The 15,945-nt window shown below is 34.7% G+C and carries 15 protein-coding genes; 8 read left to right on the top strand and 7 right to left on the bottom strand.

The features are described from left to right. Window positions 1–2: 2 nt before the first annotated feature. Entirely contained in the window at window positions 3–377 is a 375-nt protein-coding gene (locus B2W36_RS12265) for a hypothetical protein (RefSeq protein ID WP_293887928.1), read from the bottom strand. A gap of 959 nt (window positions 378–1,336) precedes the next feature. On the opposite strand from B2W36_RS12265, the gene B2W36_RS12260 reads away from it, so the two are divergent. The 7 genes from B2W36_RS12260 to B2W36_RS12230 all read left to right on the top strand — a co-directional run bounded on the left by B2W36_RS12260 (window position 1,337) and on the right by B2W36_RS12230 (window position 10,153). Next, entirely contained in the window at window positions 1,337–1,918 is a 582-nt protein-coding gene (locus tag B2W36_RS12260) for a helix-turn-helix domain-containing protein (protein ID WP_293887927.1), read from the top strand. 628 nt (window positions 1,919–2,546) lie between these two features. After that, window positions 2,547–2,687: a helix-turn-helix transcriptional regulator gene (locus tag B2W36_RS12255; RefSeq protein WP_293887926.1), complete on the top strand. Its 141-nt coding sequence runs from the start codon at window positions 2,547–2,549 to the stop codon at window positions 2,685–2,687. Window positions 2,688–2,697: 10 nt separating this feature from the next. Continuing rightward, entirely contained in the window at window positions 2,698–4,491 is a 1,794-nt protein-coding gene (locus B2W36_RS12250; RefSeq protein WP_293887925.1) for a type I restriction-modification system subunit M, read from the top strand. After that, window positions 4,488–5,810: a restriction endonuclease subunit S gene (locus B2W36_RS12245; protein WP_293887924.1), complete on the top strand. Its 1,323-nt coding sequence runs from the start codon at window positions 4,488–4,490 to the stop codon at window positions 5,808–5,810. Before B2W36_RS12250 ends, B2W36_RS12245 begins: the two co-directional genes overlap by 4 nt. Before the next feature lies 1 nt (window position 5,811). After that, complete coding sequence (locus B2W36_RS12240; protein ID WP_293887923.1) at window positions 5,812–6,150, top strand: hypothetical protein; 339 nt, start codon at window positions 5,812–5,814, stop codon at window positions 6,148–6,150. A gap of 3 nt (window positions 6,151–6,153) precedes the next feature. After that, the gene (locus tag B2W36_RS12235; RefSeq protein WP_293887922.1) at window positions 6,154–7,155 is read left to right on the top strand and encodes a hypothetical protein; all 1,002 of its coding nucleotides are present in this window, start codon (window positions 6,154–6,156) and stop codon (window positions 7,153–7,155) included. A 10-nt stretch (window positions 7,156–7,165) separates the two neighbouring features. Then, window positions 7,166–10,153 (top strand): type I restriction endonuclease subunit R, encoded by a 2,988-nt coding sequence (locus B2W36_RS12230; RefSeq protein WP_293887921.1) that lies wholly within the window; start codon window positions 7,166–7,168, stop codon window positions 10,151–10,153. Between the two features lie 69 nt (window positions 10,154–10,222). Here the strand turns inward: B2W36_RS12230 and B2W36_RS12225 are convergent, their stop codons facing one another. The 6 genes from B2W36_RS12225 to B2W36_RS12200 all read right to left on the bottom strand — a co-directional run bounded on the left by B2W36_RS12225 (window position 10,223) and on the right by B2W36_RS12200 (window position 15,120). Further along, a complete protein-coding gene (locus tag B2W36_RS12225; protein WP_293887920.1) occupies window positions 10,223–10,426 on the bottom strand; it encodes a hypothetical protein in 204 nt (67 codons plus the stop codon). Between the two features lie 217 nt (window positions 10,427–10,643). Continuing rightward, window positions 10,644–11,459, bottom strand: a complete 816-nt coding sequence (locus B2W36_RS12220) for a hypothetical protein (protein WP_293887919.1) — start codon at window positions 11,457–11,459, stop codon at window positions 10,644–10,646. Then, entirely contained in the window at window positions 11,456–12,589 is a 1,134-nt protein-coding gene (locus B2W36_RS12215) for an AAA family ATPase (RefSeq protein WP_293887918.1), read from the bottom strand. Before B2W36_RS12215 ends, B2W36_RS12220 begins: the two co-directional genes overlap by 4 nt. Continuing rightward, complete coding sequence (locus tag B2W36_RS12210; RefSeq protein ID WP_293887917.1) at window positions 12,589–13,965, bottom strand: DUF262 domain-containing protein; 1,377 nt, start codon at window positions 13,963–13,965, stop codon at window positions 12,589–12,591. Before B2W36_RS12210 ends, B2W36_RS12215 begins: the two co-directional genes overlap by 1 nt. 235 nt (window positions 13,966–14,200) lie before the next feature. Beyond that, the gene (locus B2W36_RS12205) at window positions 14,201–14,494 is read right to left on the bottom strand and encodes a heavy metal-binding domain-containing protein (RefSeq protein WP_293887916.1); all 294 of its coding nucleotides are present in this window, start codon (window positions 14,492–14,494) and stop codon (window positions 14,201–14,203) included. Between the two features lie 401 nt (window positions 14,495–14,895). Then, window positions 14,896–15,120 (bottom strand): hypothetical protein, encoded by a 225-nt coding sequence (locus B2W36_RS12200; RefSeq protein ID WP_293887915.1) that lies wholly within the window; start codon window positions 15,118–15,120, stop codon window positions 14,896–14,898. Between the two features lie 295 nt (window positions 15,121–15,415). Between B2W36_RS12200 and B2W36_RS12195 the strand changes: the two genes are divergently transcribed. Next, window positions 15,416–15,934 (top strand): hypothetical protein, encoded by a 519-nt coding sequence (locus B2W36_RS12195; protein WP_293887914.1) that lies wholly within the window; start codon window positions 15,416–15,418, stop codon window positions 15,932–15,934. Window positions 15,935–15,945: the final 11 nt, after the last annotated feature.

The following is a 15,945-nucleotide window of genomic DNA, read 5'->3' as shown; positions in this document are numbered from 1 at the left end:
TATTATTCTGCAATTCGGTTAAAAAAACTGTGGATCCTTTGCTTGGCTTCCAGATCGGCCGTAATGGCATCGATAGGTTCAGCAAATGTGAATGGCACCGCATCGATACCGATCTTGCGGAAATGCACCAGGAAATAAGCCATCAGCATACGGCACAGTTTCATCAAAACGGTATGCATCTGCTTTACGTCGGCAGCATCTTGCTGTGCGATGCCCTTTCTGTAGTTTTCAAAGAGTGTCCACAGGGTTTCCTGACAGTCGGTGATGGTATGTTGGGACCAGAACTCCCGAATGGTATGTAATGGATCGTATCCATTGTCGTATATTTCATAACATGCTAGCTCAAAGGGTAGCAGATTGTTAGATTGTTGGTTCATAATTTAGTTTCATAGAGTACGACAAACCTTTGGATGCTCGCTCAGCTAAAGGCATAGCTTTCCCCTTCGCGATTTTTCACGTTAAAAAGGCTTGTCATTGCACAGATCAAATGCGACCTATGCGAAATGGACAAATAATATTAAAAGTCCGAAAGCGCCGAGATACAATTTCAAGGCATAAATAGGGTTCATTATGGCGCTCCCTGCCGGAAAGAAGTAAGTACCAACCTAACACAATATTGGATCGCAATAAAAACTACGGATAAAAAGTTTGGACTCAATGAAAAATTGCTTAATTTTAACGTGCGAATTTTAAATCAAGCTGTATCATTGGCCAATATTACCTTTTAATGCAATTATATTGATAAATAGGTCGGTGACAGGCGTAAATAGCGGGAAATTAGTCTGAACTCCGTTCAGCTGTCTTTTCGTTCACAGGAAAGTCAACACCTCCCCTTTTTGTTGCTCTTTACAGCCTGTTTTAATAGAGCGCAACCTATTCGGGCGCGCTAAAGATGTTCTTTAAAAGTGATTTGCGGGAATACCTCATCAATCCATTTTGGATCGATTGAAGGTGATGGTTGGCGTGTGTTCGTTTCGTTCTCATAATTGTTTTGGTTTTATGTGAACGATGTTACTCTTGAATGTTCTAGATCTAATAGAGCAAAAACCAAAGAATGAACCTTAATGCTTCTGACCAGGCATCGCCAAACGCCCTCCTAACCTAAGTTAGGGTTCCCCAAAAGACTGACATAAGGTCCACCCTCTGGTAATTTATACAAATATACAGATTACACAGAGATATGGCGAACCTACGGTCATCTCGTGGGAATTTGGCGATTTCGGAACGAGAGTGACATCGTGAAGTTGGGAATACTACCCTACTTTTCGCTATAACTACATGACAAATATACATATATAAATAGAGTAAATCAAATAAAATTAAATCTATTTTTGAAATGGCAAACGAAGAATTCTCAAAAGCACTTAGATATTTGAGACTAAAATATAAATTAAGCCAAGAAACAGTAGCAAAAATCGCTGGCATTACTCAATCAGATTACAGCGCCTTTGAGCGTTTAAAAAGAGAGTTGAATTTAAATGATGCAAATAATATCTCGAAACGAGTATGGGGAGTACCATATAACAAATTTGTCGAGTTTTCTAAAGTAGAAATTAATATAGAAAATTTACCATTACCCACGCAAGCTGCTATAAATAAAAGTACTGGCAATAAGTTAAGATCTACCGAAAATCTATTGGCAAATGAATTAGATCGTCTTATCGCTGAAGGCTATTTAAATAGCCCAACTATAGCAAAGCATCTTCATTCGCAAATGGACAAGAGCCTTTCAAAAAAAAGTTCCGCCGAAATTACCAATCTCCTTAGCAAATCTCCTCGCAATAAAATAATCATTTCACTGTTTAAAAATAGTTCGCCAAAGATTTTTGTACATAAAGATTACGCTGCGAAGTATGAAAAAATGGAAAAGGATGAGATATTGGAATTAATTCGAACTTGCGAAGTAAAGGAAAAATAAATATTGTCAAACCTTCATTCAGGAATTCGAATTGAAAACGATCGTTATTTTAATCATTTAAAAATATTATGCATATTAAATTTTGGTCAATTTTCGTAATGGTCGCTTTGACATGTTCTTTGGAGTTGCTAGCTTAGTCAGCAGATATCAGGTTAAGAATAATAAAATATCTTAATATTGAAATAATGATTAAAGTCCATAAAAATTATGATGCATTTTTAATGAGCGAAAAGTTAATTTAAGTAAAAAACAAGGAAAATCTTTCTGAACTAACTGGTGAGTTAGGAATCTCTTCCGCCCAGTTATATAAGTGGCGTAAAGAGTTATAAGAGTTTAGATGAGGAAGTTTCCCCAGAACGTAAGCTGGTTCCTCCTCCTTAAGCAAAAGTGAATTTAATGATTTAGAAGTTCGGGAGTTTGCTAAACAAACTACCTCTTATTTTGACCTACGCTTCTAATATCAATTGACAGCAGTCAATAGCGGTGAAATCTGCTTTAAAAGCTTTGTTTGCGTCGATAATAGTCGTAAGTTCGCACTAAATACGCATTAAAGTATCGTATGAAAATCAATCGACTAAAAATAATATTGGTTGAACAATCAAAAACCAGCAAATAGCTAGCAAAAGAATTGGGAAAAAGTGAGAGTACCATATCTCGATTTTGTAATAATAACATCCAACCATCAGTAGAAACATTGACAAAGATTGCCCAATTACTGAAAATTGATGTCCAGGAGTTATTGTATAGAACAAAAAACACTATTAAATAATAAATAGTTAATGAAAAATTTTAGAGAAAAAGCAGATCTTATTTGGAAAGTAGCAGACTTGTTAAGAGGAGATTATAAACAATCAGATTATGGAAAAGTAATTTTACCGATTACTGTTTTAAGACGGCTGGATTGTGTATTGGCTCCGACCAAGCAAAAAGTATTAGACTATTTACCCAAGATTGCTTCCCTGAAGGAGAATGCGAAAGATATAGCCTTAAATAAAATTGCAGGATTTAATTTTCATAACAAAAGCCAGTTCGATTTTGATAAATTAATTGCTGATCCGAATAGCATTGCTCTTAATTTAAGAAATTACATCAATGGTTTTTCGGCGGGAGCCCGGGAAATCATTGAATATTTCAATTTTGATGATCAGATTGATCGTATGGATAAGGCTGATATATTGTTTAGAGTTGTATCAGAGTTTAAAAAAATTGATTTATCAGATATGGATTCTATGGAAATGGGATATGTATTTGAAGAATTGATCCGAAAGTTTGCTGAACAATCAAATGAGACTGCCGGAGAGCACTTTACACCAAGAGAGGTAATCCGTTTGATGGTAAATGTATTGTTTAATGAAGATCGAGAAATGCTTACTAAAGAAGGAATTGTAAAAACTTTATACGATCCTGCTTGCGGAACCGGTGGTATGCTTTCTATTGGCGAAGAATATGTAAAAGAATTAAATCCCAAGGCTGAGCTGAAAGTATTTGGACAAGAAATTAATCCGGAGTCGTATGCTATTTGCAAATCCGATATGCTGATCAAAGGTCAGAATCCAAGTAACATAAAGTTTGGAAATACCTTTACAGTGGATGGATTAGAAAGCGAAAAATTTGATTATATGCTATCTAACCCGCCGTTTGGCGTAGATTGGAAAAAAGCAGAAAAAACGATTAAAACAGAAGCAGAGAAAAAAGGAATGAGTGGACGTTTCGGGGCAGGATTGCCACGTATAAATGATGGTTCGCTACTGTTCCTTCAACATATGGTTTCGAAAATGAAAGTTACCGGAAGCCGTGTGGGCATTGTATTCAATGGTTCGCCTTTGTTTACCGGTGCCGCAGAAAGTGGAGAAAGTAATATTCGTAAATGGATCATAGAAAATGACTGGTTAGAAGCGGTTATTGCTCTTCCAGATCAATTGTTTTACAATACAGGTATTAGTACTTATGTGTGGATCGTTACCAATCATAAAAGCAAAAAACGTCAAGGCAAAATACAGCTTATAAACGCTACCGGTGTGAAGGATGAGGAATTGCTCAAAGAGGGCAAGCTAGAATTTAATCGATTCTGGCAGAAGATGGACAGAAGTTTGGGTAATAAACGTAAAAAAATTGCGGAAAAAGGCAATACAAAAGGCATAGGTTTTATCACCCAATTATATGGAGATTTCAAAGAAAATGAATTTGTGAAAATTTACCCGAATGAATTTTTTGGCTTTTGGAGAGTTACTGTAGAGCAGCCATTAAAAGAAAATGGTAAAGTTGCTAAAACAAAAGGAAATCCTAAACCAGACACATCTTTGCGTGATTATGAAAACATTCCGTTTCTTAAAAAATTAAAAGACGGAAAGTTGGTTCCACAAGCTATTGATGAGTATTTCAAAGCGGAAGTAGAACCCCACTTACCAGAAGCTTGGATAGATGAAAGCAAGACCAAAATTGGTTATGAAATTAATTTTACCAAGTATTTTTATGAGTTTAAACCTTTAAGATCATTGGAAGAAATTAAAGCAGATATTTTAGCTTTGGAAGAACAAACTTTGGAAAGTGAAAAAACAATTCTTAACTCATGACGCTATACAAAACATATAAAGATTCAGGTATTGAATGGATTGGCTCAATTCCAAGTCATTGGGAAGTAAAGAAAATAAAACATAGATGTTATGTTAAGGCTCGTGTTGGATGGAAAGGTTTAAAATCAGATGAGTTTTTACAAGAAGGATACGCATATTTGGTTACAGGATCTGATTTTAAAAACGATAAAGTAAACTGGAAGGAATGTTATCATATTGACAAAGAAAGATATGACGAGGATCCGTATATACAGTTACAAGATGAAGATTTATTGATTACTAAAGACGGTACAATAGGTAAGTTAGCTATTGTAAATAATTTGGATAAGCCAGCCTGTTTAAATAGTGGGATTTTTGTTGTACGTTCTACAAAAGATGACTTTTCAACAGAATTTCTTTTTTGGGTATTAAAATCTAAGATGTTTACTCAGTTTAATGAATATACTTCATATGGTTCAACGATTCAACATCTTTATCAAAATGTTTTTGTTGAGTTTGGTTATACATTTCCATCCAAAGAAGAACAAACCGCCATTGCATCATACCTCGACAGTAAAACAGCCGAAATTGATGCCCTTATTACTGATAAAAATCATTTACTGCAACTCTACGAAGAAGAAAAAGCAGCTGTGATCAATCAGGCGGTTACCAAAGGTATCAGCCCCAAAGTAAAAATGAAAGATAGCGGTATTGAATGGTTAGGCGAAATTCCAGAGCATTGGGAAGCTGTTAATCTCAAGTGGGTTTCAAAAATTTATTCTGGAGGAACACCTTCAAAAAACAATGAAGATTATTGGCAAAATGGTACAATTCCTTGGTTAAATTCAGGAACAGTAAATCAATTTTATATTTCTGAACCATCAGAATTTATTACTGAAGAGGCTTTAAAAAATTCTAGTGCTAAATGGATTCCTGAAGATTCTCTTGTTATTGCGTTAGCCGGACAAGGAAAGACAAAAGGAATGGCTGCTCAGGTAATGTTTAAAGCTACTTGTAATCAGTCTATGGGAGTAATTGTTCCAAATGACTTAATTGAAAATAGATTTCTTCTTTATTATTTAGTTAGAAACTATCAAAATATAAGGAATCTTGGAGGCGGTGATAAAAGAGATGGAATCAATTTAGAAATGGTGGGAGGAATCTCCATACCGTTGTTGCCAATAAAAGAACAACAAGCCATTGTTCGTCATATCGAAAGCGAATACGCACTTATCGATGCTAAGATAGTTAAAACGCAAAAATTGATGGAATTATTAACTGAATACCGTACTGCTTTGATCAGCGAAGTGGTAACGGGTAAAATAAAAGTAATTAACTGATATGATTAGTTTTAATTGGACTAACTGGGAAAATTTTCCAAATCCTCTTAGAGGAGAGTATTTATTCGCCCCATTTGGTAAAGGATGTTATCAACTTTTTAATGATAAAAGAAAGGAATTTATTCTATTCGGTTCAGGAAATAATTTGGCATATCGCATGAGCTCATTACTTCCTAAGCCTTACGGACAAGGAACCAGAAAGAATAATAACAAAAGAGAATACATTCTAAACAACATAGAAAATATGCTTTATAGGACCATTTCGTTTTTAGATGAAAAGGAGATGAAAACCTTTGAGAAAGAATTAAAAAAATCGGAAAAATATATCTTTAATACATAAAAAATGACACTCTGTGTAGCCTATATACGTCAAGTTAACGAAACTGAAGAACTCGTGTTTGCTACAGATAGCTGCCTTACCGGCGGTGAAAAGTGGAAACACGGCATTAAACTGTTCAGAATACCTAAAAGAGATTGTCTGTTATGCTTTGCTGGTAGTACGGCGAGGGCATATCCTTTAGTGCTGAATCTCGTTTCTTCCATTCATCTGGATAAATATCTGCAATCACCTGAAGCTAGTCTACAGGATGTCTTAGAGTATCTTTCAGGGCTATTTACAGACCTGATTACAAAAATTATTTCCGAGATTCCGGGAGAAGACATCCACGAGTTAAGAAGCGGTGTACAATTTTTATTTGGTGGTTGGGACTGGAGTGCTGGCGCAACGGGAGCATTTAGAGTGTGGAAACTGTATTATTCTCAAGATTTAGAAGGATTTATTTTTGACGAGCTTACTAATAACGGTAAAAAACGATTTTATACTTTTCTAGGTGATCCTGAAGAAATAGAAGGTATTGCAAAAGAAATGTATAAAAAGATGCTCTTTGATAATGATATTCAAGATGATCCTATTGATATGGAGCCATTGATGATATTGCGGGACATTTCTTTAGAGGAAGAACATAGAGCTATTGATGGCAGTCTCCAGATTGGAAAAGTATACAAATCCAATAAGTCAGAATTTTTCGGGATATACTGGCCATCTAGTAAAGGAAAGCCTTGTTTTCAGGGACGAGAATATAATGAGCTTAACAAGCCTATACTGCGTTATTTCAATCCTGATAGTTTTGAAATATTAGAATCTGATTTACCAGATAAGCTTGCTGAAATTACAGAAGAAATCTATGGAAATGATTTTGAATTTATAAGGGACTGCTACGAAGAATCAGGGCATTTGAAAACCGGACTAACAGAAAAATCTAAACACACCCTAAAACTGATATTTAAAGATCTCGCTTATAGATTGTTTATTACACAGCAAAAACAGGAAGAAGAAAACTATTAACGAAGGGATAATGAGTATAACTACAGAACATACATTTGAATCTGCACTAGTACAATCGCTTGTAGAATACGGCGGTTATACCTTAGGAGATGCATCTAACTATAGTAAAGAACTTGGGTTCTTTCGTAACGAAATTATCCACTTCCTCAAAGCCTCACAACCCAGCCGTTGGGCTAAAATAGAAAGCGTACACGGTGCTGATGTAGAAAACCGGGTATTACAACGCTTGTATAAAGAGATGGATTTACGCGGCAGTTTGGATGTATTGCGTAATGGCTTTACAGATTATGGTGTTCGTTTCCAGATGGCTTACTTCCAACCTGCCTCAGGTCTAAATCCTGATGCAGAACATTTATATAATCAAAATAGCCTAAAAGTTTACCGCCAGATTTACTACAGCAAAGACAATAAAAATTCAACAGATGTTTTACTATCGCTGAATGGTATTCCTGTAGCTACATTAGAACTCAAAAATCAATTTACAGGTCAAAACGTCAATAATGCTTTAAAACAATACAGCTCAACAAGAGATAACCGGGAAATATTGTTCGCATTCAAGAAGCGAGCATTAGTACATTTTGCAGTAGATCAAGATGAAGTTTTTATGACCACTCGTTTGGACGGCAGTAGAACCTATTGGCTACCATTCAATAAAGGATTTAACAAAGGAAAAGGTAATCCACCAACTTCAGATGGCTATAGAACGTCCTATTTCTGGGAAGATATTTTAGCAAAAGACAGTTGGCTCGAAATAATCCAGCGATTTGTTCATTTGCAAACTGAAGAAGTCATATCAGAAGGAAGAATTTACCGAAAAGAACGCTTGATATTCCCTCGCTATCATCAGTTGGATGCGGTTCGGAAAATCCGCGATAAAGTTTTGGAAGTAGGTGTAGGTAAAAATTATCTGATACAACATTCAGCCGGTTCCGGAAAAAGTAATTCTATCGCTTGGCTAGCTTATCGCTTATCCAGTTTACACAACCAAGATGATGAACGTATGTTTGATTCGGTTATTGTTGTAACCGATCGCCGTGTCTTGGACAACCAGTTACAAAATACGATTTATCAGTTTGAACATAAAACTGGTGTGGTACAAAAAATAGATAAAGACAGTAATCAATTGGCTTCAGCATTGGGTTATGGCACAAATATTATTATTACTACTTTACAAAAATTCCCTTATGTAGTGGATAAAATAGGTGAACTCCCTGAACGTAGATATGCAGTTATTATAGATGAGGCTCACAGTTCACAAGGAGGTGAAGCCAGCAAAAAACTTAAAGAAGTATTAGCTGTAAAATCGTTGGAAGATGCTGCCAATGAAGAAATTGACGATGATTACAGCGGTGACGATTTTATTAGAGAACAGGTAGAAGTTTCCGCTCAAATCCGTGGGCAACAACCGAATATTTCTTTTTTCGCCTTTACTGCGACACCAAAGTATAAAACCTTGCAGGTATTTGGAGACAAAGATGAGGAAGGTAAACCTAAGCCTTTCCATTTATATTCAATGAGACAGGCGATTGAAGAGGGATTTATATTGGATGTATTGCGGAATTACACCTCTTATGAACTATATTTTAGGTTAACGAAGGCTATAGAGGATGATCCAAAATTTAACAAAAGTAAAGCCTGTAAGGCGATCGGTAGATATGTTTTCTTACATCCACATAACCTTGCTCAAAAGACAGAGATAATTATTGAGCATTTTCGGGAAATTGTTTCAAAAAAAATTGGGGGAAAAGCGAAAGCAATGTTAGTATGTGGTTCGCGCTTACACGCGAAACGTTACTTTGAAGAATTTGAAAAATACATAGAGGAAAAAGGTTATCAAAACGAAATCAAAGTATTGGTAGCTTTTTCCGGAAAAGTGAAGGATAATAACTTTCCAGATGGCGTTTCAGAACCCGAATTAACAGGTTATGGAGAAAGAGAATTGCCTGAAATTTTTGATACCGATGAGTATAAAATCCTAATTGTAGCGGATAAATTCCAGACTGGTTTTGACCAACCTTTACTACATACAATGTATGTGGATAAAAAGTTGTCTGGTGTAAAAGCGGTTCAAACCTTATCTCGCCTCAACCGAACCTGTCCTGGTAAGGATGATACTTTTGTATTGGACTTTGTCAATGATAGACAAACTATTTTGGATTCTTTCCAACCTTACTATGAAATCACCTCCACTACAGAAGATCCAGACATAAATCACTTGTTTGATTTAAAGCAGCGATTAGATCAGTTTCAGGTACATTGGGAAAGTGAAATAGATGCTTTTGCTCAGGTATATTTCAATCCATCGACGAAAATGAACAGCACAAAAGATCAAAAATATTTGTATGCTTTTACAGATGACGCAGTGGATAGATTTAAAGGTTTGGACGGAGCAAATCAAGATGAATTTAAAAAGGGATTAAGAACTTGGACGAATCTATATGCCTTTTTATCCCAGATAATGCCATTTACAGATGTTGATTCTGAAAAATTCTATGCGTATACTAAGCTTTTACTGATCAGATTACCAAAGAGAGAATTGTCTGAAGTTATTCAACTTGATGACGAAATTGCTTTGGAGTATTATAGGCTTCAAAAAATCAAAGAAGGAGCTATTGAATTGATAAAAAATGGAAATGGCGAATTAAGTGGTATTACTGAAGCCGGTCTTAAAAGACAAAAGGAAGAAGAAGCTTTATTGTCGGAAATTGTTTATCTACTCAATGACCGCTTCGGAACCGAATTTGAAGAAGCTGACAAGTTATTTTTCGACCAGATAGAAGCGGAACTTTTGGAGGATGAAACCTTGAAATTACAAGCAAAGGCAAACAAGCTGGATACCTTTAAATATGCCTTTGATGATAAATTTATTGAAAAACTTATTGGGCGAATGGATCAGAACCAGGAGATTTTTGAAAAGATATTGGAAGATAAAGCTTTCGGAGGTTTAGTTAAAGAATTTATTATGAAAAAAATTTATAATCAGTTAAACAAAGAGTAATATATTTATTTATTGGTATATCAATGCTTAACTGTAATAGACACCAATTGATCTGTCAGTTGGATGTTCTTAAAAATTGTCAGATTGCCAATTCGAATATAGTGATGTTTCTTCAAAATCTAAAGATGTAATTTGTTGCTTATCCTCCTTTATCGGATAGGTAACAAGCTGACCTTCTTTTGGTGTCTCCATCAGCTTTTGCTTTGCCTGATGAATTGTATAGCCGAAAGGGGTCAATATCACCGGAATATGCAAATGGTGGACAAATTTCACCAAATAAGTCCAACAACAACAGGTGAATTCCAAAATACCCAGGATAAACAAAATGATAAAATAACCGTATTGTTCTTCGGACTCTTTCGATATCTCGTCGGTAATCCAGTCACTTATAATGGATATTTCTTACCTCATTTATTTTAAAATTCTAAAAGCTTTTCATGCCATTAATCTTGATTCGTGAACTCTATCGTATCTTCGATCTTTCAAAGATCTAAAAACCAATATCGGCTTTTGGGCCAATGTAACCCACATAAACCTTGTGGTCACTTTGATTTGGATAATAATAAAGCCGGAAAAATTCCCGTCCATGGCTCCATTTAATATGAAGGCTAAATACTTTATTTCCGATATTAGGACAATTAAACGTTCTAAGTGCTAGTGTATTCGCTATTCTCGTAGGAGTATCGGGCGAATTGTCCAGTCCAAGATTTTTGTATTCAAAGTTTCCTGTTTTCCATAGACCCGTAAATGAATTCAACTTTTTCAATCTTTCATTGATCAAATTGAACCTATCATCGTTGACAGATAGGTGTGATATCTGATCCCAGACCCTTTCACAGAATATAATATTAGGAAATAAAGATTCCTTATGCGCCCAGAATGCTTCTAATGACGCGTAGCCCTTTTGATTTGCACAATTACCTTTAAAAAGATTAAAACTAGTTAAGCCAGTAACCTGTCTGTTTGCTGAAACAGTTGTAGGGGCAAAATCAAAGCCTTTGAAACCATTGCAATCACCATCATACAAAATATCATAGTCACCTTCATTTAATATATCAATCGGAATAGGTACAAATGAGTTGAACAATTTTAGAGTCAATCCAATATATTCTTTATTAAGTTTTTCGGGAAGTTCATAAAAGAAACCATGAGATGATTCCTGGCTCCAAAAATCCTCATACCGAATAAACCTATCTTTTTTTGAATCCCTATTTGCAACAACTTCATTTAATGATGATACACCTATTTCGAAATCTTCAAGCGTTGCTGTGTGTAACGCATCTTTAAACAAGAAGAAATTTCTCATCCTTTTCGAAGATTAAACAGTTCGGCAAAATCAATTTGTGTCTGGTCAAAGAAACCCGAAGGCCAATCAGACAGTTCCCCATTTGATGTTATTGTAATTGGCTGTACCTCTGGCTGTAAGGAGTCGATGCTATGCTGAAAAAAATTAATCGTAACATCATTATAATCAATCTTTTTCTCGGCGACAGCTAATTGTATTCCATTCACCAAGTGGTCACTATGAGTTTCAATAATTACATTGACACCATTACTTGCGACCATTGCTAAAAATCTGCCTATCCTGGATTGTGCGGACGGATGTAAATGAGCTTCAGGGTTTTCAATAATGAAGAATGACCCTTTTTTTGCAATTAAACCTGTAGCCAAAATGGGAAGAATATAACTTATACCGAATCCTAAATTGGTGGAAAGTGTCGGATCAGATACTGTATATTGGTTTTCAATTAGGATTTGTGAAGTTAACGTATTCGGATTGGTTTCAACTTTGATTTTCACTCCTTTCATAATGAAGTCAAGCCAGTTGTTAACTTGGTCAATTATATAATTGGATTGATTTTGAGCAAATTTTCTTTCGTCATCGATTTTATAATAACCATTTTCAAGCCCGATCACCTGTGCTGTTGTTTCACCTTGCCAACCTGCATTCGGATAATCGAAAAATTGTAGTGATTGATTAATTCGGGGACCTATACGTTCAGCATTGAGATAATAAAATTCTTGCTTGAAAATTGCAAAGTTGGTAATCTCTGTCTTCTGTGGAGATCTAGGGGATAAATAGAGTTTAGCATCTCTATTGTCCACCTCATAGGTGACTAAAATTTCCTGTTTCTCATTAAAAAGACCAAGAGTAATTTCATTTTCTTCAGCATTCTTATTCAAAACGAAACTACTACTTCCTAAAGCTAAACAATAAACACCGTTCAAAGGAACATTCATGCCATTAACTTTATTAAGGACATATTTCTCATTTATCCATTCGCCACAATGTTCAATGGTTCTCCTAAAATAAAGTAATGCTTGTATCGTAGTACTCTTACCATTTCCGTTTGCTCCGGCCATAACAGTTAGCTTATTGATACTTATGTCCGCATCAATAAAGCATTTGAATTGATTTATTTTTAGATAATTCATTATTTCAAGTTAACGCTGATTAGTTGTTCGGCAGCTTTGAATGCAGCTTGGATATTGGCTTTAGAGTTAGTACTGTAAGATAAGAATAAGAATAGTTCGTGTTCATTGCTGACTTTTTGTGCCAATAGTAGAGAAAATGACTCAAAGTCATTTGAAGCTTGTAATGAATGAAGATCATATTCAGCTAGCAATACTCCCCAACTAACGAATAGCGCCTTATTAATTAATTGGCGGTATGCACTTGTATTTACATGCTCAACTTTACATTTCCTAAACGAATACCTTCCAAATAAATAGTATGCATTTTGCATTGCTTTGTCAAAAAGATTAATATAATGTGAGTAATCAAACTTTTTGTCCTTACTTAGTGCTTCTGTTAATGTATTTAATTCAGATTCTATATTTCCACTATAATTATTAAGCGTATTGTCTGCTGTATATTTTCGATGAAACATAATAAATCTCAACGCTAATTCCTGAGCTTCCATGCGGACGTCTTTGATACTGTAGCCTGTTGCCATTTTGAAACTTGGAAGATTTGCCATCTCGCGAAGCGCACTACGCAATTCGTCACTTGATAAACAATTTCTAATTTCCTGTGCATTTAAGGGTTGTCCTCCAGTATTTATTCTTCTGAAAATATCATATTTTAATTTAAAAGGCGATGAAGGATCAATAACATTTACAGTTATTTGTGTCATATTAAACCATCGATAGTATTTTGCATCTATGGCTTTCTTAGGATCAGTATGAACATAAACTTTACCATCACATTTTTCTCCTAAATATTCAAGTTTTCGAAGTTGAAATTTATTATCCATAAAATCCCTTATGGTACTTAAACGCTGTAACCCATCGACAACAGAAATCCTTCCTTCATCGTCTTGTGCGAAATAAAACATAGGCAATGGAATTCTCATTAAGATCGACTCAATGAGCCTTGATTTTCTTTGATTATCCCAAACAAGGTTTCTTTGGAAGTCAGGAGTAAGATTAATATCACCACGATTTATCATATCGTAAATCTGGTGCAATGAAAAACTTTTAGTATCGACTCTAATTTTGTCAGGGTCATATGGCGTTTCATCATCCTCTTCTTCGGTTTCAGTATCTTCAGCACCAAACTGTTGATTGGGATTTGATTGCACCAGAAATTCTTCAAGTATTTCTTTTAGGCGATCTATGTCTTCGTCAAAATCAATTGTTTTTTCTAAAACTGTTAGTTTGTCATTTTCCAATTTTAATTTTAAGAGGCTTTTACCATCTAAAACAGAAGATAAATTGAATACCACACTTCCGTCTTTTGGACTGTTTTCGTCTAATTTAACACGCAATAAGACGTCTTCGCTATTTGTAAGTTTTAGACTTATATCCATATAGTTTATTGTTCATTAATCCAATATTAATACTGAATGTATTTTCATTCATTTAGGCCATCCAGATATTTACACGAAATACGAGAAATGGTAAACTTAATGCATTTGCAATATTCACTTACAAAAATACAAAATAAATATCTCTCATTTTAATAACTGTACTCCAAATTCCTCCCTTCAAAGCTAAACCATTCTACTTTCGTATTTTTTTTGCGGCTTGCTCTAAATTTATTGTTCAATAACCGAGATGGCAATCCATTTGATATAGTAATTCCCGAGAATGAAATATTCGATAAATGCAATAGCTATCTACACTAAGCCCAATAATCGCATCAGCACGAATTGAATGAGCTCGTTGCTTAAGAGTTTCGTTGACAAACTTGTACATTTCCTTCATCTTCTTCTCATAGCTGGTAGAGCGACCGTTAAAGGAATCTAAACAGCTCGCTCCTATATCGCTAAAAATATTGGTGCTGATGACAAGATTAGCGGCTATTGGAAGGATGGAATTGGTACTGGTTACTATCATGGTTTGTTACTTTTCAATAGTGCAAGATTAATACCCAAGTCTAATATACATTATTTATGCTGAATTAATATGTTTACAGATATTAATTTTCAAGATGATTACAAACTTTAAGGCTAAGATATGACTTTGAAAGAAGTTAGGTTTACGGGAAACCGTAGCTGATGATCTATCAGGCGTTATAAGAAATCAAGGTAAATAATTAAAGAAAAAAAGCCTCCCTTATGACCGAAAAGGGGGGCAGTTTTGGCTAGATGTCCGCTTGGGCTAAATAACCGTCTTTGGGCATTCATCTAGTGTAAAGATCGTAAATTATTTTGAGATAATAGTTGTTCATTTTCGTTGAAAATGTTGTTCAAAACTTGCCACTTGATAATAATTTCATTCCGAAATGCTTTTTTACTTCATCTAATATTATTGTCAGCCTCACAAGTACTCCAGATCAACCCACTCTTGGATAAAGACAACCGTCTTTTATCAAAAAGTTCCTCCATGATCATCCACACCTGATCCGTCAATATAAAATATTTTTTTGTGCTTAGATCATCTATCATTAGAAATACGGTAACAGAAAACTTTTCGATGGCTAGTACACCGTTTTCAACATGCAGAAATATATTTCTATCCATTGTATAAAAAAGTGTAATATCCTTTAGAACTTCTCTCCTATTGGTAACCTCAGAAGCAAATTTTAGAAGGTATGGCTTTAAGCTAACTTCTCTTCTAGAAGCATCACGAAGTTTAAATACATAGGCTGCACCTATGAAAGGATCAAAATGAATAGTTTTATCGCAAAAGCATATACTGGTTATATTAGCTTTTATATAGTGCGGCAAATCTTCGCCACTGCTTTGTTTTTGAATTACAGCATAATTTGTTATTTTGAAAAGAATAAAATAGAATCCTTTAATTAACCAAACAGTAATGACTAAAGAAAAACAATCAATATCCGCTAATGAAGATGAAATTTCATTATATACTTATACAGGAGAAGCAATATGGAAAATTCAAGTCGTAGAACAAGCCTTATCATTCTGGATCACTCTTAAATTGAATCCTAATGCGAATATTGCGCAAGCTGATATTTTCTTAAAGGAACTTCAAAGTTTCACCTTAGGGAAAGCAATAAAGACGGCCAAACAAAATAGACTATTTAATAAATCATTGCAAGCAATAATGAATCCCTTCCTTATAGAAAGAAATTGGTTAATTCATAAATCATTATCTGAAATCCAGCAGGAGCTAGATTATTATAATAAGAGAAAGGAAATAATTAATGATTTATGCAAAAGAATTAAATCAATATCCGATACAGCTCTAATTATTCAACGTGAAATAGAATATGACATGATTCGTTTTTGCGAATCTCAAAATAGAGATATCTCTAAAATACGTGAAATAATAAAATTACAAGAAAGTGGAAAGAGAATATATAAATATTAAATCTTATCAAT

It is taken from the genome of Sphingobacterium sp. UBA3549 (assembly GCF_002376635.1).
Classification (GTDB): domain Bacteria; phylum Bacteroidota; class Bacteroidia; order Sphingobacteriales; family Sphingobacteriaceae; genus Sphingobacterium.
This window is presented reverse-complemented; position numbering and strand designations above follow the sequence as displayed.

Coding starts and splice junctions, on each gene's coding strand:
- B2W36_RS12265 (WP_293887928.1), bottom strand. CDS start 377: ATGAACCAACAATCTAACAATCTGCTACCCTTTGAGCTAGCATGTTAT.
- B2W36_RS12260 (WP_293887927.1), top strand. CDS start 1,337: ATGGCAAACGAAGAATTCTCAAAAGCACTTAGATATTTGAGACTAAAA.
- B2W36_RS12250 (WP_293887925.1), top strand. CDS start 2,698: ATGAAAAATTTTAGAGAAAAAGCAGATCTTATTTGGAAAGTAGCAGAC.
- B2W36_RS12245 (WP_293887924.1), top strand. CDS start 4,488: ATGACGCTATACAAAACATATAAAGATTCAGGTATTGAATGGATTGGC.
- B2W36_RS12240 (WP_293887923.1), top strand. CDS start 5,812: ATGATTAGTTTTAATTGGACTAACTGGGAAAATTTTCCAAATCCTCTT.
- B2W36_RS12235 (WP_293887922.1), top strand. CDS start 6,154: ATGACACTCTGTGTAGCCTATATACGTCAAGTTAACGAAACTGAAGAA.
- B2W36_RS12230 (WP_293887921.1), top strand. CDS start 7,166: ATGAGTATAACTACAGAACATACATTTGAATCTGCACTAGTACAATCG.
- B2W36_RS12220 (WP_293887919.1), bottom strand. CDS start 11,459: ATGAGAAATTTCTTCTTGTTTAAAGATGCGTTACACACAGCAACGCTT.
- B2W36_RS12215 (WP_293887918.1), bottom strand. CDS start 12,589: ATGAATTATCTAAAAATAAATCAATTCAAATGCTTTATTGATGCGGAC.
- B2W36_RS12210 (WP_293887917.1), bottom strand. CDS start 13,965: ATGGATATAAGTCTAAAACTTACAAATAGCGAAGACGTCTTATTGCGT.
- B2W36_RS12205 (WP_293887916.1), bottom strand. CDS start 14,494: ATGATAGTAACCAGTACCAATTCCATCCTTCCAATAGCCGCTAATCTT.
- B2W36_RS12200 (WP_293887915.1), bottom strand. CDS start 15,120: ATGGATAGAAATATATTTCTGCATGTTGAAAACGGTGTACTAGCCATC.
- B2W36_RS12195 (WP_293887914.1), top strand. CDS start 15,416: ATGACTAAAGAAAAACAATCAATATCCGCTAATGAAGATGAAATTTCA.